21 protein-coding genes and 3 tRNA genes are annotated in these 24,972 nt (G+C 56.3%); 19 read left to right on the top strand and 5 right to left on the bottom strand.

Going from position 1 to position 24,972, the window contains the following annotated elements; translation table 11 throughout:
* Nucleotides 1-2: 2 nt before the first annotated feature.
* A complete protein-coding gene (gene ilvA / locus FFB58_RS21850; RefSeq protein WP_138370987.1) occupies nucleotides 3-1,547 on the top strand; it encodes a threonine ammonia-lyase, biosynthetic in 1,545 nt (514 codons plus the stop codon).
* On the opposite strand, the gene ilvY is transcribed toward ilvA, so the two are convergent.
* Nucleotides 1,544-2,434 carry an HTH-type transcriptional activator IlvY gene (gene ilvY, locus FFB58_RS21845; RefSeq protein WP_039031239.1) on the bottom strand — a complete coding sequence of 297 codons (891 nt, stop codon included), beginning with the start codon at nucleotides 2,432-2,434 and terminating at the stop codon, nucleotides 1,544-1,546. The genes ilvA and ilvY overlap by 4 nt on opposite strands.
* A 149-nt stretch (nucleotides 2,435-2,583) precedes the next feature.
* On the opposite strand from ilvY, the gene ilvC reads away from it, so the two are divergent.
* Entirely contained in the window at nucleotides 2,584-4,059 is a 1,476-nt protein-coding gene (gene ilvC, locus FFB58_RS21840) for a ketol-acid reductoisomerase (RefSeq protein WP_039031238.1), read from the top strand.
* An 86-nt stretch (nucleotides 4,060-4,145) separates the two neighbouring features.
* On the opposite strand, the gene ppiC (FFB58_RS21835) is transcribed toward ilvC, so the two are convergent.
* Nucleotides 4,146-4,427 carry a peptidylprolyl isomerase PpiC gene (gene ppiC, locus FFB58_RS21835; RefSeq protein ID WP_039031237.1) on the bottom strand — a complete coding sequence of 94 codons (282 nt, stop codon included), beginning with the start codon at nucleotides 4,425-4,427 and terminating at the stop codon, nucleotides 4,146-4,148.
* Between the two features lie 49 nt (nucleotides 4,428-4,476).
* The gene (ppiC, locus tag FFB58_RS21830) at nucleotides 4,477-4,758 is read right to left on the bottom strand and encodes a peptidylprolyl isomerase PpiC (RefSeq protein ID WP_039031236.1); all 282 of its coding nucleotides are present in this window, start codon (nucleotides 4,756-4,758) and stop codon (nucleotides 4,477-4,479) included.
* 112 nt (nucleotides 4,759-4,870) lie between these two features.
* Between ppiC (FFB58_RS21830) and rep the strand changes: the two genes are divergently transcribed.
* Complete coding sequence (gene rep / locus FFB58_RS21825; RefSeq protein ID WP_138370986.1) at nucleotides 4,871-6,892, top strand: DNA helicase Rep; 2,022 nt, start codon at nucleotides 4,871-4,873, stop codon at nucleotides 6,890-6,892.
* Nucleotides 6,893-6,935: 43 nt separating this feature from the next.
* Here the strand turns inward: rep and gppA are convergent, their stop codons facing one another.
* On the bottom strand, nucleotides 6,936-8,420 hold the full coding sequence (gppA, locus tag FFB58_RS21820) for a guanosine-5'-triphosphate,3'-diphosphate diphosphatase (protein ID WP_138370985.1): 1,485 nt from the start codon (nucleotides 8,418-8,420) through the stop codon (nucleotides 6,936-6,938).
* Between the two features lie 5 nt (nucleotides 8,421-8,425).
* A complete protein-coding gene (gene rhlB, locus FFB58_RS21815; protein WP_138370984.1) occupies nucleotides 8,426-9,691 on the bottom strand; it encodes an ATP-dependent RNA helicase RhlB in 1,266 nt (421 codons plus the stop codon).
* Nucleotides 9,692-9,835: 144 nt separating this feature from the next.
* Between rhlB and trxA the strand changes: the two genes are divergently transcribed.
* From trxA to FFB58_RS21735, 16 genes are all read left to right on the top strand, one after another.
* Complete coding sequence (gene trxA / locus FFB58_RS21810; protein WP_006179218.1) at nucleotides 9,836-10,165, top strand: thioredoxin TrxA; 330 nt, start codon at nucleotides 9,836-9,838, stop codon at nucleotides 10,163-10,165.
* A gap of 338 nt (nucleotides 10,166-10,503) precedes the next feature.
* Nucleotides 10,504-11,763, top strand: a complete 1,260-nt coding sequence (rho, locus tag FFB58_RS21805; RefSeq protein ID WP_001054528.1) for a transcription termination factor Rho — start codon at nucleotides 10,504-10,506, stop codon at nucleotides 11,761-11,763.
* Nucleotides 11,764-12,003: 240 nt separating this feature from the next.
* Nucleotides 12,004-13,104, top strand: coding sequence for a UDP-N-acetylglucosamine--undecaprenyl-phosphate N-acetylglucosaminephosphotransferase (gene wecA, locus FFB58_RS21800; RefSeq protein ID WP_039031232.1), 1,101 nt, complete (start codon nucleotides 12,004-12,006; stop codon nucleotides 13,102-13,104).
* 12 nt (nucleotides 13,105-13,116) lie between these two features.
* Nucleotides 13,117-14,163 (top strand): ECA polysaccharide chain length modulation protein, encoded by a 1,047-nt coding sequence (gene wzzE / locus FFB58_RS21795; RefSeq protein ID WP_039031231.1) that lies wholly within the window; start codon nucleotides 13,117-13,119, stop codon nucleotides 14,161-14,163.
* Nucleotides 14,164-14,220: 57 nt separating this feature from the next.
* Nucleotides 14,221-15,351, top strand: coding sequence for a UDP-N-acetylglucosamine 2-epimerase (non-hydrolyzing) (gene wecB, locus FFB58_RS21790; RefSeq protein ID WP_138370983.1), 1,131 nt, complete (start codon nucleotides 14,221-14,223; stop codon nucleotides 15,349-15,351).
* Complete coding sequence (gene wecC, locus FFB58_RS21785) at nucleotides 15,348-16,610, top strand: UDP-N-acetyl-D-mannosamine dehydrogenase (RefSeq protein WP_138370982.1); 1,263 nt, start codon at nucleotides 15,348-15,350, stop codon at nucleotides 16,608-16,610. Before wecB ends, wecC begins: the two co-directional genes overlap by 4 nt.
* Nucleotides 16,607-17,284: a dTDP-4-amino-4,6-dideoxy-D-galactose acyltransferase gene (gene rffC / locus FFB58_RS21780; protein WP_138370981.1), complete on the top strand. Its 678-nt coding sequence runs from the start codon at nucleotides 16,607-16,609 to the stop codon at nucleotides 17,282-17,284. The genes wecC and rffC overlap by 4 nt, the downstream gene beginning before the upstream one ends.
* 4 nt (nucleotides 17,285-17,288) lie before the next feature.
* Nucleotides 17,289-18,419: a dTDP-4-amino-4,6-dideoxygalactose transaminase gene (gene rffA / locus FFB58_RS21775; RefSeq protein ID WP_138370980.1), complete on the top strand. Its 1,131-nt coding sequence runs from the start codon at nucleotides 17,289-17,291 to the stop codon at nucleotides 18,417-18,419.
* 1 nt (nucleotide 18,420) lies between these two features.
* Nucleotides 18,421-19,671: a lipid III flippase WzxE gene (gene wzxE / locus FFB58_RS21770; protein WP_138370979.1), complete on the top strand. Its 1,251-nt coding sequence runs from the start codon at nucleotides 18,421-18,423 to the stop codon at nucleotides 19,669-19,671.
* Entirely contained in the window at nucleotides 19,668-20,747 is a 1,080-nt protein-coding gene (locus FFB58_RS21765) for a TDP-N-acetylfucosamine:lipid II N-acetylfucosaminyltransferase (protein ID WP_138370978.1), read from the top strand. Before wzxE ends, FFB58_RS21765 begins: the two co-directional genes overlap by 4 nt.
* Nucleotides 20,744-22,096: an ECA oligosaccharide polymerase gene (gene wzyE / locus FFB58_RS21760; protein ID WP_039031224.1), complete on the top strand. Its 1,353-nt coding sequence runs from the start codon at nucleotides 20,744-20,746 to the stop codon at nucleotides 22,094-22,096. Before FFB58_RS21765 ends, wzyE begins: the two co-directional genes overlap by 4 nt.
* A 12-nt stretch (nucleotides 22,097-22,108) precedes the next feature.
* Nucleotides 22,109-22,849 (top strand): lipopolysaccharide N-acetylmannosaminouronosyltransferase, encoded by a 741-nt coding sequence (gene wecG, locus FFB58_RS21755; RefSeq protein WP_138370977.1) that lies wholly within the window; start codon nucleotides 22,109-22,111, stop codon nucleotides 22,847-22,849.
* A gap of 268 nt (nucleotides 22,850-23,117) precedes the next feature.
* Nucleotides 23,118-24,500, top strand: coding sequence for an amino acid permease (locus tag FFB58_RS21750; RefSeq protein ID WP_138370976.1), 1,383 nt, complete (start codon nucleotides 23,118-23,120; stop codon nucleotides 24,498-24,500).
* A 106-nt stretch (nucleotides 24,501-24,606) separates the two neighbouring features.
* Nucleotides 24,607-24,683 (top strand) — tRNA-Arg (locus tag FFB58_RS21745).
* Between the two features lie 64 nt (nucleotides 24,684-24,747).
* Nucleotides 24,748-24,823 (top strand) — tRNA-His (locus FFB58_RS21740).
* 21 nt (nucleotides 24,824-24,844) lie between these two features.
* Nucleotides 24,845-24,930 (top strand) — tRNA-Leu (locus FFB58_RS21735).
* Nucleotides 24,931-24,972: the final 42 nt, after the last annotated feature.

Here is a 24,972-nt window from a genome sequence, read left to right as displayed (position 1 = left end):
TGATGGCCGAATCCCAACCCTTATCCGCCGCCCCCGAGGGGGCGGAATATCTCAGGGCGGTGCTACGAGCACCGGTCTATGAAGCGGTGCAGGTAACGCCGCTGCAAAAAATGGACAAGCTCTCCTCGCGCCTGGATAACGTCATCCTGGTCAAACGTGAAGATCGTCAGCCGGTGCACAGCTTCAAGCTGCGCGGTGCCTACGCGATGATGGCTGGCTTAACCGACGAGCAAAAAGCGCGTGGCGTGATCACCGCGTCGGCGGGGAATCATGCTCAGGGCGTGGCGTTCTCGTCTGCGCGTCTGGGGTTGAAAGCGCTGATCGTGATGCCGGTGGCCACGGCGGATATCAAAGTCGATGCCGTGCGCGGTTTTGGCGGCGAAGTGTTGCTCCACGGCGCCAATTTTGACGAAGCCAAAGCCAAAGCGATTGAGCTGGCGCAGCAGCAGGGCTTTACCTGGGTGCCACCGTTCGATCACCCGATGGTGATTGCGGGTCAGGGTACGCTGGCGCTGGAACTACTGCAGCAGGATGCCCATCTTGACCGGGTGTTTGTCCCGGTCGGCGGCGGCGGCCTTGCGGCAGGCGTGGCGGTACTCATCAAGCAGCTGATGCCGCAAATCAAAGTGATTGCCGTTGAAGCGGAAGATTCTGCCTGCCTGAAGGCGGCGCTGGATGCCGGACATCCGGTCGACCTGCCGCGCGTCGGACTGTTTGCCGAAGGGGTCGCGGTTAAACGCATCGGGGATGAAACCTTCCGCGTTTGCCAGGAGTATCTCGACGACATCATCACCGTCGACAGCGATGCGATCTGCGCGGCAATGAAAGATCTGTTCGAGGATGTGCGCGCGGTGGCAGAGCCGTCCGGCGCGCTGGCGCTGGCGGGAATGAAAAAATACATCGCCCAGCACAACATTCGCGGCGAACGTCTGGCCCATGTGCTTTCTGGCGCTAACGTGAACTTCCACGGCCTGCGCTACGTCTCTGAGCGTTGCGAGCTGGGCGAGCAGCGTGAAGCGCTGCTGGCGGTGACCATCCCGGAAGAGAAGGGCAGCTTCCTTAAGTTCTGCCAGCTGCTGGGCGGGCGGTCGGTGACGGAGTTTAACTACCGTTTTGCCGATGCCAAAGATGCCTGCATTTTTGTTGGCGTGCGCCTGAGCCGGGGTCTGGAAGAGCGTAAAGAGATCCTCAACCTGCTGCACGACGGCGGCTATAGCGTGGTGGATCTTTCCGACGATGAAATGGCGAAGCTGCACGTGCGTTACATGGTGGGCGGGCGTCCATCGAAGCCGTTACGGGAGCGTCTGTTCAGCTTTGAGTTCCCGGAATCACCCGGCGCGCTGTTGAAGTTCCTGCATACCCTGGGCACGCACTGGAACATCTCCCTGTTCCACTACCGTAGCCACGGTACCGACTACGGTCGGGTGCTGGCGGCGTTCGAACTGGGCGAGCATGAACCAGATTTCGAAACCCGGCTGAACGAACTGGGCTATGAGTGTCACGATGAGACCCATAACCCGGCATTCAGGTTCTTCCTGGCGGGTTAATGGTTAGGCAAAATTTGCCAGAATGCTTCAATAAGCGGCTCCTGTAGCCGCTTTTTTTGTGCGCACACGCCAAGCTCGAACGGCGTTTTCTCGTCGCTGCGTTCCAGAATCATCACGCGATTGCGAACCGGTTCCGGGCTGTTCTCCAGCACCACTTCCGGCAGCAGCGCCACGCCGCAGCCCAGCGCCACCATTGACACCATCGCCTCGTGGCCGCCGACCGTCGCGTAAATCGAAGGATTACTGATCTTCTGACGGCGAAACCACAGCTCAATGCGCCGACGCACCGGCCCCTGATCGGCCATGATAAACGGCACCGTCGACCAGTCGGGCTTCTCCACCGACACCTGATTACGCACCGGGCAGGGCAAGGCAGGTGCAATCAACACCACCGCCAGGTTTTCCAGCATCGAGAATGCCACCGCCCCTGGCAGCGTTTCCGGTTTGCCGGCAATCGCCAGATCCGCTTCACCCGTCACAACCTTTTCCATCGCATCGGCGGCATCGCCGGTGGTGAGTTTAATTTCGACCGAGGGATGTTCGGCGCGGAACCTGTCGAGGATCGGCGGCAGGTGGCTGTAGGCGGCGGTAACGGAACAGAAAATATGCAGCTCACCGGAAAGCGACGGCCCCTGCTGATCGATGGTGTGGCGCAGCTGCTGGTACTGCAACAGCGTCTGCTGGGCAAAGACGCGTAACTCTTCCCCGGCTTCGGTGAGCGTCACCGTGCGGTTATCACGCACAAACAGCGGCTGGCCGAGATCTTCTTCCAGGCGCTGGATCTGGCGGGAAAGCGTGGAGGGGCTGACGTGCATCGCCCGCGCGCTGCGGCCAAAATGGCGACTTTCCGCCAGATGCAGAAACATTTTGAGATCGCGTAAATCCACTGATTCCACTCCACCTTTTTACATTGCAAATATTGCAACGTGACGTTGTGAATATATCAATTTCCGCAATAAATTTCCTGTCATATAGTAAGTTCATTCTCGCATAAGCGAACCGAACAATAAGACGCACAACATCACGAGGTATCACCATGGCTAACTACTTCAACACACTGAACTTGCGCCAGCAGCTGGCGCAGCTGGGCAAATGCCGCTTCATGGCGCGCGATGAATTTGCCGATGGCGCAAGCTACCTTCAGGGTAAGAAAGTGGTCATTGTCGGCTGTGGCGCACAGGGCCTGAACCAGGGTCTGAACATGCGTGACTCCGGTCTGGATATCTCCTACGCCCTGCGTAAAGAAGCCATTGCTGAGAAGCGTGCTTCCTGGCGCAAAGCGACCGAAAACGGCTTCAAAGTAGGCACCTACGAAGAGCTGATCCCACAGGCGGATCTGGTTGTTAACCTGACGCCAGACAAGCAGCACTCTGACGTTGTGCGTTCCGTACAGCCGATGATGAAAGACGGTGCGGCGCTGGGTTACTCCCACGGCTTTAACATCGTTGAAGTGGGTGAGCAGATCCGTAAAGACATCACCGTTGTGATGGTGGCACCGAAGTGCCCAGGTACCGAAGTGCGTGAAGAGTACAAACGTGGTTTCGGCGTTCCAACCCTGATCGCGGTTCACCCGGAAAACGATCCGAAAGGCGAAGGCATGGCGATTGCCAAAGCATGGGCAGCGGCGACCGGCGGCCACCGTGCAGGCGTGCTGGAATCCTCCTTCGTTGCGGAAGTGAAATCTGACCTGATGGGCGAGCAGACTATCCTGTGCGGCATGCTGCAGGCCGGTTCTCTGCTGTGCTTCGACAAGCTGGTGGAAGAGGGTACCGACCCGGCATATGCTGAAAAACTGATTCAGTTCGGCTGGGAAACCATCACCGAAGCGCTGAAGCAGGGCGGCATCACCCTGATGATGGATCGCCTGTCTAACCCGGCGAAACTGCGTGCCTTCGCGCTGTCCGAGCAGCTGAAAACCATCATGGCACCGCTGTTCCAGAAACATATGGACGACATCATCTCCGGCGAGTTCTCTTCCGGCATGATGGCTGACTGGGCGAACGACGACAAAAACCTGCTGACCTGGCGTGAAGAGACCGGTAAAACCGCGTTCGAAACCGCCGCGCAGTTTGAAGGCAAAATCAGCGAGCAGGAGTACTTCGATAAAGGCGTTCTGATGATTGCGATGGTGAAAGCGGGCGTTGAGCTGGCGTTCGAAACCATGGTTGATTCCGGCATCATCGAAGAGTCTGCTTACTACGAATCACTGCACGAGCTGCCGCTGATCGCGAACACCATCGCCCGTAAGCGTCTGTATGAGATGAACGTGGTTATCTCCGATACCGCTGAGTACGGTAACTACCTGTTCTCTTACGCTTGCGTACCGCTGCTGAAAGAGTTCATGACCACCCTGCAGGCAGGCGATCTGGGCAAAGCCATCGCTGAAGGTGCAGTAGATAATGCCCAGCTGCGTGACGTGAACGAAGCGATTCGCAGCCACGAGATCGAGAAAGTGGGCCAGAAACTGCGTGGCTACATGACCGATATGAAACGTATTGCGGTTGCTGGCTAAATGCCAATGTCGGGTGGCGCTTCGCTTACCCGACCTACAAAATCGCATCAAGTAGGCCGGGTAAGGCGAAGCCGCCACCCGGCTTTTTATTTCCGGTACAGAACCTTGACGACGTGGTAACCGAACTGGGTGTGCAGTGGGCCGACAGGCTCCAGCTCAGGGCAGGAGAACACCAGTTTGTCGAACGCCGGAACCATCTGACCCTGGCGGAATTCACCTAAGTCACCGCCGCGTTTGCCTGACGGGCAAATAGAATGTTTTTTTGCCAGTTTGCCGAAGTCGGCGCCGTTTTTGAGCTGCTCCAGAAGATCCAGAGCCAGTTTCTCTTCTTTAACAAGAATATGCAGTGCTGCTGCTGTTTTTGCCATGATCGTGCCTTGAAGGGTTGAGTTAAATCGGGGCGCAATATACCACGCGTTAGCGGCGATACAGCACCTTAATGATGTGGTAGCCATACTTGGTTTTGACCGGGCCGCAGGGCTTCAGGAGCGGACAGCTAAAGACCGCTTCATCGAAAGGCCCTACCATCACACCCTGCTTAAATTCCCCTAAATCGCCGCCGTTACGCCCGGACGGGCATTTAGAATAGCGCTTTGCCAGATGATCAAAGCTGATGCCGCGCTCCAGTTTGGTGAGGATCTCCTGCGCCAGCTTCTCTTCTTTTACCAGAATGTGCAGGGCGGCTGCGGTCTTTTTCATGGTTTTGCTCTCGGGGTTAATCGCGTTTTCTTCACTTTATCATTAGCCGTTAAATCTGCGCCCGGCTTTCTGCTACAATCCCCACCCCGTTCGAAGATTGAGCAATATTCCCATGCGTTTAAACCCTGGACAACAACAAGCGGTCGAATTCGTTACTGGACCATGCCTGGTGCTGGCAGGGGCGGGTTCCGGTAAAACCCGCGTCATCACCAACAAAATCGCCCACCTGATCCGCGGCTGCGGCTATCAGGCACGCCATATCGCCGCGGTGACCTTTACTAACAAAGCGGCGCGCGAGATGAAAGAGCGTGTCGGTCAGACGTTAGGGCGCAAAGAGGCGCGCGGCCTGATGATCTCCACCTTCCATACCCTGGGGCTGGATATCATTAAGCGTGAATACGCTGCGTTGGGGATGAAAGCTAACTTCTCGCTGTTTGACGATACCGATCAGGTGGCGCTGCTCAAGGAGCTGACCGAAGGGCTGATCGAAGACGACAAAGTGGTGCTGCAGCAGCTGATCTCCACGATCTCAAACTGGAAAAACGATCTGATGAACCCGGCCCAGGCCGCGGCAAGCGCCAAAGGGGAGCGGGATCGGATCTTTGCCCACTGCTACAGCCTGTATAACGATCATCTCAAAGCCTGTAACGTGCTCGACTTCGACGACCTGATCCTGCTGCCCACGCTGCTGCTGCAGAGTAATGTAGAGGTGCGCGAGCGCTGGCAGAACAAGATCCGCTACCTGCTGGTGGATGAATATCAGGACACCAACACCAGCCAGTACGAGCTGGTGAAATTGCTGGTAGGCCAGCGGGCGCGTTTTACCGTGGTGGGCGACGACGATCAGTCGATCTACTCCTGGCGCGGCGCACGTCCGCAAAACCTGGTCCTGCTCAGCAAAGACTTCCCGGCGCTGCAGGTAATTAAACTGGAGCAGAACTACCGTTCATCCGGGCGCATTCTGAAGGCGGCCAACATCCTGATTGCCAATAACCCACATGTGTTTGAAAAACGCCTGTTCTCCGAACTCGGGTATGGCACGGAGCTGAAGGTGCTCAGCGCCAATAACGAAGATCACGAAGCCGAACGCGTCGCGGGTGAACTGATTGCTCACCACTTTGTGAATAAAACCAACTATAAAGACTACGCCATTCTCTATCGCGGGAATCACCAGTCGCGCGTCTTTGAAAAGATGCTGATGCAGAACCGCATCCCGTACAAAATTTCTGGCGGGACGTCGTTCTTCTCGCGTCCGGAAATCAAAGATCTGCTTGCCTACCTGCGGGTGCTGACCAATTCGGATGATGACAGCGCCTTTTTGCGGATCGTGAATACGCCGAAGCGTGAGATTGGCCCGGCGACGCTGCAAAAACTGGGCGAGTGGGCGATGACCCGCAACAAGAGCCTGCTTACGGCCAGTTTTGATATGGGCCTGAGCCATACGCTAACCGGGCGCGGCTATGAATCGCTGACCCGTTTTACCCACTGGCTGCGCGAGATCCAGCAGCTGAGCGAGCGGGAACCGATCAATGCGGTGCGGGATTTGATCCGCGGCATCGACTATGAATCCTGGCTGTATGAGACCTCCGCCAGCCCGAAAGCGGCCGAGATGCGTATGAAGAACGTCAACCAGCTCTTTACCTGGATGACCGAAATGCTGGAAGGTTCCGACATCGACGAGCCGATGACCCTGACCCAGGTCGTCACCCGCTTTACCCTGCGCGATATGATGGAACGCGGGGAAAGTGAAGAAGAGGCGGATCAGGTGCAGCTGATGACCCTACATGCCTCGAAGGGGCTGGAGTTCCCGTACGTCTATCTGGTGGGGATGGAAGAGGGCTTACTGCCGCACCAGAGCAGCATCGACGAAGACAACGTCGATGAAGAGCGTCGTTTGGCCTACGTGGGCATTACGCGAGCGCAGAAAGAGCTGACCTTTACGCTGTGTAAGGAGCGGCGTCAGTATGGTGAGCTGGTACGGCCGGAGCCGAGCCGCTTCCTGCTGGAGCTACCTCAGGATGATGTGCTCTGGGAGCAGGAGCGCAAAGTGATTACCGCCGAAGAGCGGATGCACAAAGGGCAGGCCAGTATCGCCAATATTCGTGCGATGATGGAAAAGGCTAAAAATCGTTAGTCTGAAGGCCCGGTAAGCGTAGCGCTGCCGGGCAGAGTGGTGGTTAGTGGACTTCAAGCACCCAGTGGACGTAGCTCTGCCACTGACACTCCTGCATCAGCATTTCGGCACCCAGCGGGTGCGTATCCAGCCAGTTTTCCGGCAGGGTTAGCGTCAGCGTTTCACCTTCCGCTATCAGCGTGATGGCCGGCAGTAAATCATCCCGGCGACGGCTGGCAAACAGGATCGCCAGACGCAGCAGGCGGCACAGATGTTCCGCCACGCGTGGCGGTACCGCGTTTTGCTGGTGGAGCGAAGAGAGATCGACAGGGTTGGTCTGGTTTAACAGCAGCGTGGCCAGGAGTTTCTTTTGCGCAGGGGTAAAACCCGGCAAATCGAGATTGCGAACCAGATACGCCGCGTGCAGCGGTGCCTGCTTGAAGTCGACGCTCAGGCCAATTTCATGCAGCTGACAGGCGCTAATCAGTAATTCGCGACAGATCGGCTCAATATGCCACTCGTTTTCGACCATATCGAGGAAATGGTCGGCAAGATTGGCAACCCGGTGTGCCTGAGCAATATCGACCATAAACCGACGCTGAATGTTGCGCAGGGTGTGGTCGCGAATATCCTGATCGACCGCCAGATGCAGCATGCCATAGACAAGACCTTCACGCAGCGCGCCGCCCGCAAGCGTCATGCACTGAATGTTCAGCTCGGTGAAAATGGCAATCAGGATCGCCAGTCCGCTGGGGAATACCAGGGCGCGCTCAAGGGTGAGGCCTTCAATTTCCAGCTCTTCCAGGCGGCCACAGAGGATCGCACGCTGTTTTAACTGCTGAAGTTTCGCCAGCGTGATGCGCTCATCCATCCCCTGCGCCATCATGATTTCCTGCAGCGCCTGAACGGTGCCGGAAGCACCTACGCAGACTTTCCAGCCGTGATAGCGCAGCTCATCCGCCACCGGACGCAGCACTTCGCGTGCGGCTTTTTCCGCCTCATCGAAGTTTTCCTGAGCCAGATTGCGATCGGTGAAGTAGCGTTCAAGCCAGGTGACGCAGCCCATGGATAAGCTGTTCAGGGATGTCGCCTGGGCGCCATTTCCGGTAACCAGTTCAGTGCTTGCGCCACCGATATCCACCACCAGACGACGCTCATCACCGCCCGTGGTATGCGCCACACCCTGATAAATCAGGCGGGCTTCTTCTTCACCGCTGATCACCTGTATCGGGCAACCGAGGATTTGCTGGGCGGTAGCAATAAACTCTCCGGCATTCACCGCCAGACGCAGGGTAGCGGTGGCGACAACGCGGATTTGCTGAGGTGGGATATCCTGCAGACGTTCGGCAAACAGGCGTAGGCATTGCCAGCCGCGCTCCATGGCCTCTGGCGAGAGCTGATTATCAGCACTCAGGCCCGCCGCGAGGCGGACCTTGCGCTTAATACGCGTCAGCGTTTGTACACTTCCCGCTACCTCGCGTACAACCAGCATATGAAAACTATTTGAACCTAAATCAATAGCTGCATAAAGCGAGGTAGACCGGAGCATATTATTTAGCCTGAACGACGACGATTACGCGGTGCGCTGTTACGGCGCGGGCCATTGCCGGAACGGGCGCGGGTCAGGCGCTTCGGCGGTGGAAGTTCGCTTAACAGCGCTTCCGGCTTGTACTTGCTCTGCGGAATTGAGTGCCCGATATAGGTCTCAATCGCTGGCAGGTTCAGCGCGTACTCTTCACAGGCCAGGCTGATGGAGTGACCGCTGGCGCCCGCACGACCGGTACGACCTATACGGTGAACGTAATCTTCGCAATCATCAGGCAGGTCATAGTTGAAGACGTGCGTTACCGCCGGGATGTGCAGACCACGTGCGGCGACGTCCGTTGCAACCAGAATATCCAGATCGCCACGGGTGAACTCTTCAAGAATGCGCAGACGTTTTTTCTGTGCGACATCGCCGGTCAACAGACCAACGCGGTGTCCATCCGCAGCCAGGTGGCCCCAGATATCTTCGCAACGGTGTTTGGTGTTGGCGAAAACGATCGCGCGATCTGGCCACTCTTCTTCAATAAGCGTTTGCAGTAAACGCATTTTCTCTTCGTTAGAAGGGTAGAAGAGCTCTTCTTTAATACGGTGGCCGGTTTTCTGTTCCGGTTCCACTTCAACGTATTCGGCGTTGTTCATCTGTTCGAACGCCAGTTCACGGACGCGGTAAGACAGCGTTGCCGAGAACAGCATGTTCAGACGCTGGTTAGCGGCAGGCATGCGGCGGAACAGCCAGCGGATATCTTTGATAAAGCCCAGATCGTACATACGATCGGCTTCGTCCAGTACCACAACCTGGATAGCGCCGAGGTTAATGTGGTTCTGTTTCGCGTAATCGATAAGACGGCCAGTGGTGCCGATCAGGATATCGACGCCGCTCTCCAGCACTTTCAGCTGTTTGTCATAACCGTCGCCGCCGTAGGCCAGGCCGAGCTTCAGGCCAGTAGCCTGCGCCAGCGGTTCTGCGTCAGCGTGGATCTGTACCGCCAGTTCTCGCGTCGGCGCCATAATCAGCGCGCGCGGTTGGTTAACTTTGCGGTCATCAATTGCCGGATGAGAAAGTAAATAATGAAACGTTGACGTCAGAAACGCCATCGTTTTGCCGGTACCGGTTTGCGCCTGCCCTGCAACATCGCGGCCCGCCAGCGTCAGCGGAAGGGCGAGAGCCTGAATGGGCGTGCAGTTATGAAACCCTTTATTTTCAAGGGCTTCGATGACTTTTGGGTGCAGGGCGAAGTCGGAAAACTTCTGTTCTGTTAAATGTGTTTTGCTCATAGTGTGGTAGAATATCAGCTATCTATTGCTTTACGAAAGCGTATCCGGTGAAATAAAGTCAACCTTTAGTTGGTTAATGCTACATCAACAGGTCGTTGATGAAAGCGAGATCAACGCACCAGGCTTATTCCTGTGGAGTTATATATGAGCGATAAAATTATTCACCTGACTGACGACAGTTTTGACACGGACGTACTTAAAGCTGACGGGCTGATCCTCGTCGATTTCTGGGCTGAATGGTGTGGTCCTTGCAAAATGATCGCCCCGATTCTGGATGAGATCGCCGACGAATATCAGGGCAAACTGACCGTGGCTAAGCTGAACATCGACCAGAACCCGGGCACCGCGCCAAAATATGGCATCCGCGGCATCCCGACTCTGCTGCTGTTTAAAAACGGTGAAGTGGCAGCGACCAAAGTGGGCGCACTGTCCAAAGGTCAGCTGAAAGAGTTCCTGGACGCCAACCTGGCGTAAGGTTCTCGTCTGTGCGTCCAGGGTTTCTAAATTGTTTGGATCTCTGGACGCCCGGCTAGAGTCGTGCTAAGTTACCTATGACTTCGTTTTAAACATACCTTGTTGTTTGAATCTTGTTTTACCCGATACTTCCCGTTGTTTCCTTTTAAACAGTGCGTGAAGTGGATAGATTCCGGGCTTGTCACTCAATCCGTCTTGTCGTTTCAGTTCTGTGCTTTCCCTGTGACCAGACAGCGAACAGACATGAGTTGATGGCCGTTAACAGGCATGGATGATCCTGCCATACCATTCACAAATTAAGTTCGAGTATCACCCCGAGTTTAAGAACCCACACCATTATGAATCTTACCGAATTAAAGAATACGCCGGTTTCTGAGCTGATCACTCTCGGCGAAAATATGGGACTGGAAAACCAGGCCCGTATGCGCAAGCAGGACATCATTTTTGCCATCCTGAAGCAGCACGCAAAGAGTGGCGAAGATATCTTTGGCGACGGTGTGCTGGAGATATTGCAGGACGGATTTGGTTTCCTCCGCTCTGCAGACAGCTCCTACCTCGCCGGTCCTGATGATATCTACGTTTCCCCCAGCCAAATCCGCCGTTTCAACCTCCGCACTGGTGACACCATTTCAGGTAAGATTCGTCCTCCTAAAGAGGGTGAACGCTACTTTGCGCTGTTGAAAGTTAACGAAGTTAACTACGACAAACCAGAAAACTCGCGCAATAAGATCCTGTTTGAAAACTTAACGCCGCTGCACGCGAACTCTCGCCTGCGCATGGAGCGTGGTAACGGGTCTACCGAAGACTTAACCGCTCGCGTTCTGGATCTGGCATCTCCAATTGGTCGTGGTCAGCGTGGTCTGATTGTTGCGCCGCCAAAAGCAGGTAAAACCATGCTGCTGCAGAACATTGCGCAGAGCATCGCTTACAACCACCCAGACTGCGTGCTGATGGTACTGCTGATTGACGAACGTCCGGAAGAAGTTACCGAGATGCAGCGTCTGGTGAAAGGTGAAGTGGTTGCGTCTACCTTTGACGAACCGGCTTCCCGTCACGTTCAGGTTGCTGAAATGGTTATCGAGAAGGCGAAGCGTCTGGTTGAGCACAAAAAAGACGTTATTATCCTGCTCGACTCCATTACCCGTCTGGCGCGTGCCTACAACACCGTGGTTCCGGCTTCCGGTAAAGTACTGACCGGTGGTGTGGATGCCAACGCCCTGCATCGTCCGAAGCGTTTCTTCGGTGCTGCGCGTAACGTGGAAGAGGGCGGTAGCCTGACCATCATCGCAACTGCGCTGATCGACACCGGTTCGAAGATGGATGAAGTTATTTACGAAGAGTTTAAAGGTACAGGCAACATGGAACTGCACCTCTCCCGTAAAATCGCTGAAAAACGCGTCTTCCCGGCTATCGATTACAACCGTTCCGGTACCCGTAAAGAAGAGCTGCTCACCACTCAGGAAGAGCTGCAGAAAATGTGGATCCTGCGCAAAATTATCCATCCAATGGGTGAAATCGACGCTATGGAGTTCCTCATTAACAAGCTGGCGATGACCAAAACTAACGATGATTTCTTCGATATGATGAAACGCTCGTAAAGTAAATAAAGCGCCGAAACGCCACGTTTTTACGTGGCGTTTTTCTTTTATGACTTATACGCTGTAAACGTAAGCTGTCAAATTATACTGCCGGGGACGAAAATCGGAATGTTCGTCAAAGCAGAAAAGTAATTGTCTGAAAAATAAACAAAGGGACTTGGGTGAGGCCTGCTTTTTCCTTCTGGAGCTGAGCCTTCAAGGTTATACTTCCGGGATTAACATTTGTTGAGAGCATCCATTGTGAATCTACTCACTGCGGTGACTGAGCTAATCAGTATTTTTCTTTTCACCACCTGCTTTTTATTCCTCGCCCGTAAGGTGGCGAAGAGAGTAGGACTGGTGGATAAGCCCAATTATCGTAAACGCCATCAAGGCTTGATTCCGCTGGTTGGTGGGATCTCTGTTTACGCGGGTATCTGCTTCACCTTCAGCATTGCGGATTATTATATCCCTCATGCGGCCCTCTATCTGGCCTGTGCCGGTGTGCTGGTGCTGGTCGGGGCGCTGGACGACCGATACGACATCAGCGTCAAATTCCGCGCTGCGGTTCAGGCGGCTATTGGCGTCATTATGATGGTGGTGGGGAAGCTGTACCTCAGCAGCCTCGGCTACATCTTTGGCACCTGGGAGATGGTACTGGGGCCATTCGGCTACTTCCTGACGCTGTTTGCCGTGTGGGCGGCGATTAACGCCTTTAACATGGTGGACGGCATCGACGGCCTGCTCGGCGGGCTCTCAAGCGTCTCGTTCGCGGCTATCGGTATCATCCTGTGGTTCGACGGCCAGTACAGCCTGTCGATGTGGTGCTTCGCGATGATCGCCGCCATTCTGCCTTATATCTGTCTTAACCTCGGTGTGCTGGGGCGTCGCTACAAAGTCTTTATGGGCGATGCCGGTAGTACGCTGATTGGTTTTACCGTTATCTGGATCCTGCTGGAAACCACCCAGGGTAACACCCATCCTATCAGTCCGGTGACGGCCCTGTGGATTATTGCCATTCCGCTGATGGATATGGTGGCGATTATGTACCGCCGTTTGCGCAAAGGGATGAGCCCGTTCTCCCCGGACCGCCAGCATATTCACCATCTTATTATGCGCGCGGGTTTCACCTCACGTCAGGCATTTGTCCTCATTACGCTGGCCGCTGCGCTGCTAGCCGGGATTGGCGTTGCCGCAGAATATGCGCATTTCATTCCTGAATGGGTAATGTTGGTATTATTCTTGCTTGCATTTTTCCTGTACGGCTACTGTATTAAACGTGCATGGAAAGTGGCGCGCTTTATCAAACGTGTAAAACGCCGTATGCGTAGAAATGGTAATAACCCAACTTTAACTAAGTAAATCGGGACTGTAATGACTCAACCGTTGGCGGGAGCAAAATCAGTGGTAACTGAGAATGAGCTGGATGTTCGTGGCTTGTTCCGCGTGTTATGGGCGGGCAAGTTTTGGATTGCAGGTATTGCGCTGGGCTTTGCACTTATCGCCCTGGCTTATACCTTTTTCGCCAGACAAGAGTGGAGCGCGACGGCAATTACCGACCGTCCTACGGTGAACATGCTCGGAGGCTTCTACTCTCAGCAACAGTTTCTGCGTAACCTGGATGTAAAAGCAAATCCGGCCTCCGCTGACCAGCCTTCGGTGATGGATGAGTCCTACAAAGAGTTCGTTATGCAGCTCGCCTCCTGGGATACGCGCCGCGATTTCTGGAACCAGACCGACTATTTCAAACAGCGGATGGTCGGCAACAGCAAAGCGGATGCGGCCCTGCTGGATGAACTGATCAACAACATTCAGTTTATGGCGGGCGACCCGCTGCGCAACATCAACGATAGCGTCAAGCTGATCGCTGAAACCGCGCCGGATGCGAATAACCTGCTGCGTCAGTACGTTGCTTTCGCCAGCCAGCGTGCGGCAAGCCATCTTAATGATGAGCTGAAAGGTGCCTGGTCGGCGCGTACCGTACAGACGAAAGCCCAGGTCAAACGTCAGGAAGAGGTGGCGAAAGCTATCTTTAATCGTCGGGTGCATAACATCGAGCAGGCGCTGAAGATTGCCGAAAAGAGCAATATCTCCCGCAGCGAAACCGACGTGCCTGCCGATGAACTGCCAGATTCTGAAATGTTCCTGCTGGGCCGTCCTATGCTCCAGGCGCGCCTGGAAAATCTGCAGGCCGTAGGGCCAGATTTTGATCTCGATTACGACCAGAACCGCGCCATGCTCACGACCCTCAACGTCGGTCCGACACTGGACCCACGTTTTCAGACCTATCGTTATTTGCGTACACCTGAAGAACCTGTAAAACGCGATAGTCCACGTCGCGCATTCCTGATGATTATGTGGGGGATTGTGGGTGCTTTAATTGGCGCAGGCGTGGCATTAACCCGTCGTCGCAAAATTTAAGAACGCCATCTACGATGAAGGCTTCTGGCCTTCATCGCTTAATCGAAGAGAATCGATGTGAAAGTACTCACCGTCTTTGGTACAAGGCCGGAAGCCATCAAGATGGCGCCTCTGGTTCATGCGCTCGCAAACGACCCTTATTTTGAGGCGAAAGTCTGTGTTACCGCGCAGCATCGGGAGATGCTGGATCAGGTCCTTAAACTCTTTTCCATTGTTCCCGACTACGACCTCAATATTATGAAGCCGGGGCAAGGGTTAACTGAAATCACCTGCCGAATTCTGGAAGGGTTAAAGCCTATTCTGGAGTCGTTCAGACCGGATGTCGTGCTGGTGCATGGCGATACCACCACCACCATCGCCACCAGTCTGGCGGCGTTCTATCAACGTATTCCGGTTGGTCATGTCGAAGCCGGCTTACGTACCGGGGATCTCTCCTCTCCGTGGCCTGAAGAGGCCAACCGGACCCTGACCGGCCATCTGGCGATGTATCATTTTGCGCCAACCGAGAATTCCCGGCAGAACCTGCTGCGTGAAAACGTCAACGACCAGCATATTTTTGTCACTGGCAACACGGTGATCGACGCGCTGATCTGGGTGCGCGACCGGGTGCTGGCGAACGAGAGCCTGCGCGGACACCTGGCCGAGCAGTATCCATTCCTCGCCAACGGTAAAAAGATGATTCTGGTCACCGGACACCGGCGGGAAAGCTTTGGTCAGGGCTTTGAGCAAATCTGCCATGCGCTGGCCGAAATCGCGGCGCAGAACGAAGATGTCCAGATCGTCTATCCGGTGCATCTGAACCCTAACGTCAGCGAGCCGGTTAATCGCATCCTGGGGCACGTCAAAAACGTCATACTTATTGAGCCGCAAGACTATCTGCCTTTCGTCTGGCTGATGAACCATGCCTGGCTGATCCTGACGGATTCAGGCGGTATTCAGGAAGAAGCCCCTTCACTCGGGAAACCGGTGCTGGTGATGCGTGAAACCACCGAGCGTCCTGAAGCGGTTAAAGCGGGAACGGTCAGACTGGTGGGGACCGATTCGCGAACCATCGTCGAAGAGGTGACGCGCCTGCTGCACAACAATGAAGAGTATCAGGCCATGAGCCGGGCCCATAATCCGTATGGTGATGGCCAGGCCTGTGACCGTATTTTGTTCGCACTCAAACACAATCGGGTATCGCTATGAGTTTTACTACCATTTCTGTCATTGGTCTTGGCTATATCGGGCTGCCAACGGCGGCGGCATTTGCCTCCCGTCAAAAACAGGTAGTGGGCGTTGATATCAACCAGCATGCGGTTGCGACCATCAACAAGGGTGAAATTCATATCGTTGAGCCGGACCTCGACAAGGTAGTAAAAACCGCCGTTGAAGGGGGATACCTGAAGGCCAGCACCACGCCGGTAGCCGCCGATGCCTATCTCATCGCCGTGCCGACGCCGTTTAAAGGCGATCACAAGCCGGATATGGTGTATGTCGAAGCGGCAGCGAAATCTATCGCCCCGGTGTTAAAGAAAGGCGCGCTGGTGATCCTCGAGTCCACTTCGCCGGTGGGTGCCACCGAGCAGATGGCCGAGTGGCTGGCGGAGGCCCGCCCGGACCTGACCTTCCCGCAGCAGGCGGGTGAGCAGGCCGATATCAACGTCGCCTACTGTCCGGAGCGCGTGCTGCCGGGGCAGGTGATGGTTGAGCTGATTAAAAACGATCGCGTGATTGGCGGCATGACCCCGGTCTGTTCCGCCCGCGCCAGCGAGCTGTACAACATCTTCCTGGAAGGCGAGTGTGTGGTAACCAACTCCCGCACCGCCGAGATGTGCAAACTGACCGAAAACAGCTTCCGCGACGTCAACATCGCGTTTGCCAATGAACTGTCGCTCATCTGTGCCGATCAGGGGATTAACGTCTGGGAACTGATTCGCCTCGCGAACCGCCACCCGCGCGTAAATATCCTGCAACCGGGACCGGGCGTGGGCGGTCACTGTATTGCGGTCGACCCGTGGTTTATCGTGGCGCAGAACCCGCAGCAGGCGCGTCTTATCCGTACCGCGCGCGAAGTGAACGACAGCAAACCTCACTGGGTGCTGAATCAGGTGAAAGCCACGCTGGCAGATTACCTGACCCAGAGCGGCAAGCGGGCCAGTGAAGTGACCATCGCCTGTTTCGGTCTGGCCTTTAAGCCGAACATTGACGATCTGCGTGAAAGTCCGGCGATGGAAATTGCCGAAATGATTGCCCAGTGGCACAGCGGCGAAACCCAGGTGGTTGAACCCAATATCCACGAGCTGCCAAAAAAACTGTCTGGCCACTGCACCCTGGTAAGCGTTGATGATGCGCTGACCACGGCCGATGTGCTGGTGCTGCTGGTGGATCACAGTGAGTTTAAAGCCATCAAGGGCGAGGCTGTGCGTCAGGATTATATCGTTGATACCAAAGGTGTCTGGCGTTGAGCCAGCTCTTCGGCGAATTACAGCCGCTGGCGTGGGAGAGTGAGTTTTTTGCCCTCCCCACGGCGATTGTGCGCCTCTCTGATGATGCGCCGTTGCTGGCGGTCTCCGGTTTAGACGCCTGGCAGCGGGTGCAGGCCAAAATTCCGGCCACCCGCGCCGACTGGCTGGATGCGCTGCAGCAGCTGGGGTTCAGGCTGGTAGAAGGCGAAGTCGATCTTGCCATTACCGTAACGCAGCATGCCTGCCCGGGTGCTGTACCCGCAACCGAACAGGATATTCCGGCGCTGCGCCAGCTGGCCGCGCAGGCCTTTGCCCAGAGCCGTTTTCGCGCGCCCTGGTACGCCCCGGACGACAGCGGCCGCTTCTATGCCCAATGGATCGAAAATGCGGTAAAAGGCACCTTCGACCATCTTTGCCTGGTGTTCCGTGCGCCGGATGGTGCCATCGAGGGCTTTGTATCCCTGCGTAAGCTCAGCGACGACGAGGCGCGTATCGGCCTGCTGGCCGGGCGCGGCATGGGCGAAAAGTTAATGCAGGCGGCGCTGCACTGGGCGCAGCAACAGCAGATTTCTACTTTGCGGGTGGCGACCCAGATGGGCAACACCGCCGCGCTTAAACGTTACATCGCAAGCGGCGGCAACATCGAATCGACCGCTTACTGGCTATACAGGTGACAAGATGATCCCATTTAATGCGCCTCCTGTGGTGGGCACCGAACTCGATTACATGCAGTCTGCGATGGGCAGCGGCAAACTTTGTGGCGATGGCGGTTATACACGTCGTTGCCAGCAGTGGATGGAGCAGCGTTTCCAGAGTCCTAAAGTTCTGCTGACCCCGTCCTGCACGGCGTCGCTGGAGATGGCGGCGCTGCTGCTTGATCTGGGTTCCGGTGATGAAGTGATCATGCCGAGCTATACCTTCGTCTCTACCGCCAACGCCTTCGTGCTGCGCGGAGCGAAAATCGTCTTTGTGGATATCCGCCCGGATACCATGAACATCGACGAAACGCTGATTGAAGCGGCGATCACCGACAAAACCCGCGCCATCGTGCCGGTTCACTATGCCGGTGTGGCGTGCGAGATGGACACCATCATGGCGATTGCCAAAAAGCATAACCTGTTCGTGGTGGAAGACGCTGCCCAGGGGGTGATGTCCACCTACAAAGGCCGCGCGCTGGGCACCATCGGGCACATTGGCTGCTTCAGCTTCCACGAAACCAAAAACTACACCGCGGGCGGTGAAGGCGGGGCGACGCTGATTAACGATCGTGCCCTGGTGGAGCGCGCAGAGATCATCCGTGAGAAAGGCACCAACCGCAGCCAGTTCTTCCGCGGGCAGGTGGATAAGTACACCTGGCGCGATATCGGCTCCAGCTACCTGATGGCGGATCTGCAGGCGGCGTACCTCTGGGCCCAACTGGAGGCGGCAGACCGCATCAACCAGCAGCGTCTGGCCCTGTGGCAGACCTATCACGATGCCCTGGCCCCGCTGGCGCGCAAAGGCCGTATCGAACTGCCGACCATCCCGGCGGACTGCGTGCACAACGCCCATATGTTCTACATCAAGCTGCGGGATAACGACGATCGCAGCGCGCTTATCGCGTATCTGAAAGAGGCTGAGATCCTGGCGGTGTTCCACTATATTCCGCTGCACTCCAGCCCGGCGGGCGAAGCCTTTGGCGAGTTCGTGGGTGAAGATCGCTTCACCACGAAAGAAAGTGAGCGGTTACTCCGCTTACCGCTGTTCTACAACCTCGCTGCGGTTAACCAGCGCACGGTGATTAATACCCTTCTGAGTTATTTCGGCTGATATGTCTCTGGCGAAAGCATCGGTGTGGACCGCCGCGTCCACACTCGTCAAGATCGGCGTGGGATTGCTGGTCGTAAAACTGCTGGCCGTCTCCTTTGGTCCTTCCGGTGTCGGGCAGGCGGGTAACTTCCGCCAGCTGGTTACCGTACTGGGCGTACTGGCCGGGGCGGGGATCTTCAACGGCGTGACCAAGTACGTCGCGCAGTATCATGACGATGCGGCGCAGCTGCGCACGGTTGTCGGCACCTCATCGGCGATGGTACTGGGCTTTTCCACCCTGCTGGCGGTCATCTTTTTACTGGCGGCGGCGCCCATCAGTCAGGGCCTGTTTGGTCATACAAATTATCAGGGCCTGGTGCGGCTGGTGGCGCTGGTTCAAATGGGCATCGCCTGGGCGAACCTGCTGCTGGCGCTGATGAAGGGCTTTCGCGATGCCGCGGGCAATGCGCTGGCGCTGATTATCGGCAGCGTAATTGGGGTCATTGCCTATTACTTCTGCTACTGGCTGGGCGGCTACGAAGGCGCGCTGCTGGGACTGGCGCTGGTGCCAGCGCTGGTGGTTGTTCCGGCGGCCTTTATGCTGATGCGCAGGGGCACCATTCCGCTGCACTATCTCAAGCCCAAATGGGACAACATCCTCGCGGGCCAACTGGGCAAATTTACCCTGATGGCGCTCATCACCTCCGTCACCCTGCCGGTGGCCTATGTGATGATGCGAAACCTGCTGGCGGCGCACTACAGCTGGGATGAAGTGGGGATCTGGCAGGGGGTCAGCAGTATCTCCGATGCCTACCTGCAGTTTATTACCGCCTCCTTTAGCGTCTACCTGCTGCCAACCCTGTCTCGCCTGACGGCGCGGCAGGAGATCACCCGCGAAATTCTCCGCTCGCTGCGCTTCGTCTTACCTGCGGTCGCGGTGGCCAGTTTTACCGTCTGGTTGCTGCGCGATGTCGCCATCTGGCTGCTGTTCTCTGACAAATTTACCGCGATGCGCGATCTGTTCGCCTGGCAGCTGGTGGGGGACGTGCTGAAAGTAGGCGCTTACGTCTTTGGCTATCTGGTGATCGCTAAGGCGTCGCTGCGACTCTATATCCTGGCGGAAATCAGCCAGTTTGCGTTGCTCACCGCATTCTCGCACTGGCTGATCCCTGCGCACGGCGCGCTGGGGGCGGCTCAGGCCTACATGGCCACCTACATTGTCTATTTTGCTGCCTGTTGCGGCGTCTTTTTACTTTGGCATAAACGCGCATGACTGCACTGATTCACGTCCTGGGATCGGATATCCCACATCATAACCAGACCGTACTGCGGTTCTTTAACGATGAACTGGCACCTGGCAGCGCGCTGGCGCGCGAATTTATGGTGGTGGGCAAGGACACCGGCCTTGGCGCCGCCTGCCCGGCACTGCAGCTGACCTTCTGGCCGGACAAAGCCTCGCTTGCAAAAGCGGTGATCGCCAAAGCCAAAGCGAATCGTCAGCAGCGCTTCTTTTTCCACGGGCAGTTTAATACCGGCCTGTGGCTGGCATTGCTGAACGGCGGGATCAAGCCCGCGCAGTTTAACTGGCATATCTGGGGCGCTGATCTGTATGAAGTCTCCCGGGGCTGGAAATTCCGTCTCTTCTATCCGCTGCGGCGCATGGCGCAGGGCCGGGTGGGTTGTATCTTTGCCACCCGCGGCGATCTGAACTATTTCGCGAAACAGCATCCGAACGTGCGCGGCGAGCTGCTCTATTTCCCGACCCGCATGGACCCGGCGCTGAACGGTTTAGCCAGTGACGTGAAACGCGAGGGCAAGCTGACGATTCTGGTGGGCAACTCCGGGGATCGCAGCAACGAGCACGTTGCGGCTCTGAAGGCGGTACATCAGCAATTTGGTGATACGGTCAACGTGATCGTGCCGATGGGCTATCCTGCTAATAACGCTGCGTACATCGATGAAGTCCGTCAGAGCGGGCTGGCGCTGTTCAGCCCTGACAACCTGCAGATCCTCAGCGATAAGCTGGCCTTTGACGACTACCTGGCGCTGCTGCGCCAGTGCGATCTGGGCTATTTCATCTTTGCGCGTCAGCAGGGGATTGGCACGCTGTGTCTGCTGATCCAGGCGGGTGTACCCTGCGTGCTTAATCGCGAAAACCCGTTCTGGCAGGATATGGCTGAGCAGCACATTCCGGTGCTGTTCACCACGGATGACCTGAGCGAAGAAGTGGTGCGTGAAGCTCAGCGACAGCTGGCGCAGGTGGATAAAAACGCCATCGACTTCTTCAGCCCGAACTATCTCACGCCGTGGCATCAGGCGCTGCGGATCGCCTCAGGAGAGAATGCATGAGCCAGTTGCAATTTAGCGGCCTGCTGGTCATCTGGCTTCTGAGCAGCTTGTTTATCGCCACCCTGACGTGGTTCGAGTTCCGCCGGGTGCGCTTCAACTTTAACGTCTTCTTCTCGCTGCTGTTTCTGCTGACCTTTTACTTCGGCTTCCCGCTGACCAGCATTCTGGTCTTCCGCTTCGATGTGGCCGTCGTCCCGCCGGAGATCCTGATGCAGGCGCTGCTGTCGGCCACCTGCTTCTATGGGGTCTATTACGTCGCCTATAAGACGCGGCTAAAACCGGCCAGCAGCAACGTGTCGCGACGGCCGCTGTTCACCATGAACCGGGTCGAGACGCACCTGGCCTGGATGATGCTGATGGGGATTGCCCTTGTCACCGTCGGTATCTTCTTCATGCACAACGGATTTTTGCTGTTTAAGCTGCACTCTTACAGCCAGATCTTCTCCAGCGAAGTCTCCGGCGTGGCGCTCAAGCGCTTCTTCTATTTCTTCATTCCGGCGATGCTGGTGGTCTATTTTCTGCGTCAGGATGCCCGGGCGTGGCTGTTCTTCCTGGTCAGCACCGTGGCGTTTGGCCTGCTGACCTACATGATTGTCGGCGGCACGCGCGCGAACATCATTATCGCCTTCGCCATCTTCCTGTTTATCGGCATCATTCGCGGCTGGATCTCGCTGTGGATGCTGGCTGCGGCGGGCGTGATGGGGATCGTGGGGATGTTCTGGCTGGCGCTGAAGCGGTATGGCATGGACGTCAGCGGCGACGAGGCGTTTTACACCTTCCTCTACCTCACCCGCGACACCTTCTCGCCGTGGGAAAACCTGGCCCTGCTGCTGCAGAACTACGACAAAATCGACTTCCAGGGGCTGGCGCCCATCGTGCGCGATTTTTATGTCTTTATCCCCACCTGGCTGTGGCCGGACAGGCCCGGCGTGGTGCTGAACACCGCGAACTACTTTACCTGGGAAGTGCTGAACAACCACTCCGGGCTGGCGATTTCACCGACGCTGATCGGCTCGCTGGTGGTGATGGGCGGCGGCTGGTTTATCCTGCCGGGCGCCATTGCCGTGGGGCTGATTATCAAGTGGTTTGACTGGCTCTATACCCTGGGCAATCAGGAGACCAACCGCTACAAGGCAGCGATTTTGCATAGTTTCTGTTTCGGTGCCATTTTCAATATGATCGTGCTGGCGCGAGAAGGACTGGATTCGTTCGTCTCCCGCGTGGTCTTTTTCATGGTGGTTTTTGGCGCCTGTCTGCTGCTGGCGAAGCTGCTGTACTGGCTGCTCGACAGCGCCGGGTTAGTGCATAAGCGCGAACCGGCTGGCGGCAGGGCGCTTTCGCGAGTCTGAGTAAGGATAATAATGACTGACAATACCTCTGCACCGCAGTATGACCTGCGGGGCCTGAAGCTGATCGGCTGGCGTGATATGCAGCATGCGCTGGACTATCTGTGCGCCGGGGATGGGATCAAAACCGGCACGCTGGTGGCCATCAATGCAGAAAAAATGCTTACCATTGAGGATAACGCCCAGGTGCGGGATCTTATCGAAGCGGCCGAGTTTAAATACGCTGACGGGATCAGCGTGGTTCGCTCCGTGCGTAAGAAATACCCGTCTGCCAATATCTCCCGCGTGGCAGGTGCCGATCTCTGGGAAGCGCTGATGGCGCGGGCGGGCGCAGACGGCACGCCGGTGTTTCTCGTCGGCGGCAAGCCTGAGGTGCTGGCGCAAACCGAGCAGAAACTGCGTGCGCAGTGGCAGGTGAATATTGTTGGTAGCCAGGACGGTTATTTCAGCGCGGACGATCAGCAGGCGCTGTTTGCCCGCATTCGTGACAGCGGAGCGAAGATCGTCACCGTCGCCATGGGGTCTCCGCGCCAGGAGATCCTGATGCGCGACTGCCGCCTGGTCTACCCGGACGCGCTCTATATGGGCGTGGGCGGCACCTATGATGTCTTTACCGGCCATGTGAAGCGTGCGCCAAAAGTGTGGCAGAACCTGGGGCTGGAGTGGCTGTATCGTCTGTTATCCCAGCCCAGCCGCATCACCCGCCAGCTACGTCTGCTGCGTTATCTCGGCTGGCACTACTCAGGACGGCTTTAATATCTTATTAGCAGCGCGATATGCTGTTCGCGCTGCAACTCACCTGCAAACATGCTGCTTTTATGTGCAATACATTCATTTTTTTAACGCATCGTTTGCCATTTCACAAAATTTAAGAAACCATTCCCCCCCGTCACTACCGTACCAGGCTGTTTTTGCATCAACCGTTAACATAAACGGTCCATTACGCACAGCCTGTGATAGCGCATCTGTACCTATAACAATAACCGGCTAAGGCCGGGAGAGTCGCAAGCACAACCGAGGATTTATGGCAGAGAAAAAACCGGAGCTTCAGCGTGGGCTGGAAGCTCGTCATATTGAACTTATCGCCCTTGGCGGGACGATTGGCGTGGGCCTGTTTATGGGCTCCGCCAGTACCCTGAAATGGGCCGGACCGTCGGTCCTGCTGGCGTATATCATCGCCGGGCTGTTCGTCTTCTTTATCATGCGCTCCATGGGCGAGATGTTGTTCCTTGAACCGGTCGCCGGTTCGTTTGCCGTCTATGCGCACCGCTACATGAGCCCGTTTTTTGGCTATCTCACGGCGTGGTCGTACTGGTTTATGTGGATGGCGGTGGGGATATCGGAGATCACCGCCATTGGGGTCTACGTGCAGTTCTGGTTCCCGGAGATGGCGCAATGGATACCCGCGCTGATTGCCGTGGGGCTGGTGGCGCTGGCGAACCTGGCCGCCGTGCGTCTGTACGGTGAGATCGAGTTCTGGTTCGCGATGATCAAAGTCACCACCATTATCGTGATGATTGTCATCGGCGTGGGGGTGATTTTCTTCGGTTTGGGTAACGGCGGCCAGGCGATTGGCTTTAGTAACCTGACTGAACACGGCGGCTTCTTTGCCGGCGGCTGGAAAGGCTTCCTGACCGCGCTATGCATCGTGGTGGCGTCCTATCAGGGCGTTGAGCTGATTGGTATTACTGCCGGTGAAGCGAAAAACCCGCAGGTGACCCTGCGCAGCGCGGTAGGTAAGGTGCTGTGGCGTATCCTGATCTTCTACGTGGGCGCGATTTTCGTCATCGTCACTATCTTCCCATGGAACGAGATTGGCAGTAACGGCAGCCCGTTCGTGCTGACCTTTGCCAAAATCGGCATTACCGCGGCGGCGGGCATTATCAACTTTGTGGTGCTGACGGCGGCGCTGTCCGGCTGTAACAGCGGCATGTACAGCTGCGGACGTATGCTCTATGCCCTGGCGAAAAACCGCCAGCTTCCGGCGGTGGTGGGCAAAGTCTCCCGCGCGGGCGTGCCGGTGGCGGGTGTAGCCATCTCTATTGTCATCCTGCTGGTGGGGTCATGCCTGAACTACATCATCCCGAACCCGCAGCGTGTCTTTGTTTACGTGTACAGCGCCAGCGTTCTGCCGGGCATGGTGCCGTGGTTTGTGATCCTGATTAGCCAGCTGCGTTTTCGCCAGGCACACAAAAAAGCGATCGCCAGCCATCCGTTCCGCTCCATTCTGTTCCCGTGGGCGAACTACGTAACGATGGCGTTCCTGATCTGCGTGCTGATCGGCATGTACTTCAACGAAGACACCCGCATGTCGCTGTATGTCGGGATGATCTTCCTGGCGGCCGTGAGCGCGGGATATAAGCTTTTTGGCCTGGGTCGACACATAGATCGGACAAAAACGCAGTAATATGCGGCAAAGTGCGCAAAGTCTAAGCAAACGCGCATTTATTTTTAAAAAAGCACTAGACAGCAGACCGAGACCTCCGTAATATCCAGCCCCGCAACGGCGCTAAGCGCCCGTAGCTCAGCTGGATAGAGCGCTGCCCTCCGGAGGCAGAGGTCTCAGGTTCGAATCCTGTCGGGCGCACCATTTACCCGGTGCTCGAGCTGCGGTGGTCTGTGAAGTAGGCAGAACCGCGTGAAAGAATACAGTGGTGGCTATAGCTCAGTTGGTAGAGCCCTGGATTGTGATTCCAGTTGTCGTGGGTTCGAATCCCATTAGCCACCCCATTATTTAAAGAGTTGTGAATTGCGAAGGTGGCGGAATTGGTAGACGCGCTAGCTTCAGGTGTTAGTGTCCTTAGGATGTGGGGGTTCGAGTCCCCCCCCTCGCACCACGACTTTTAATGAATTGAACTAAAAATTCAAAAAAGCAGTAT

Origin of the sequence: Enterobacter sp. MF024 (genome assembly GCF_005843915.1) — a bacterium.
Lineage (GTDB): Bacteria > Pseudomonadota > Gammaproteobacteria > Enterobacterales > Enterobacteriaceae > Enterobacter > Enterobacter barmai.
Note: the sequence above shows the minus strand (reverse complement) of the source record. Positions and strands in the feature narration are given on the sequence as shown.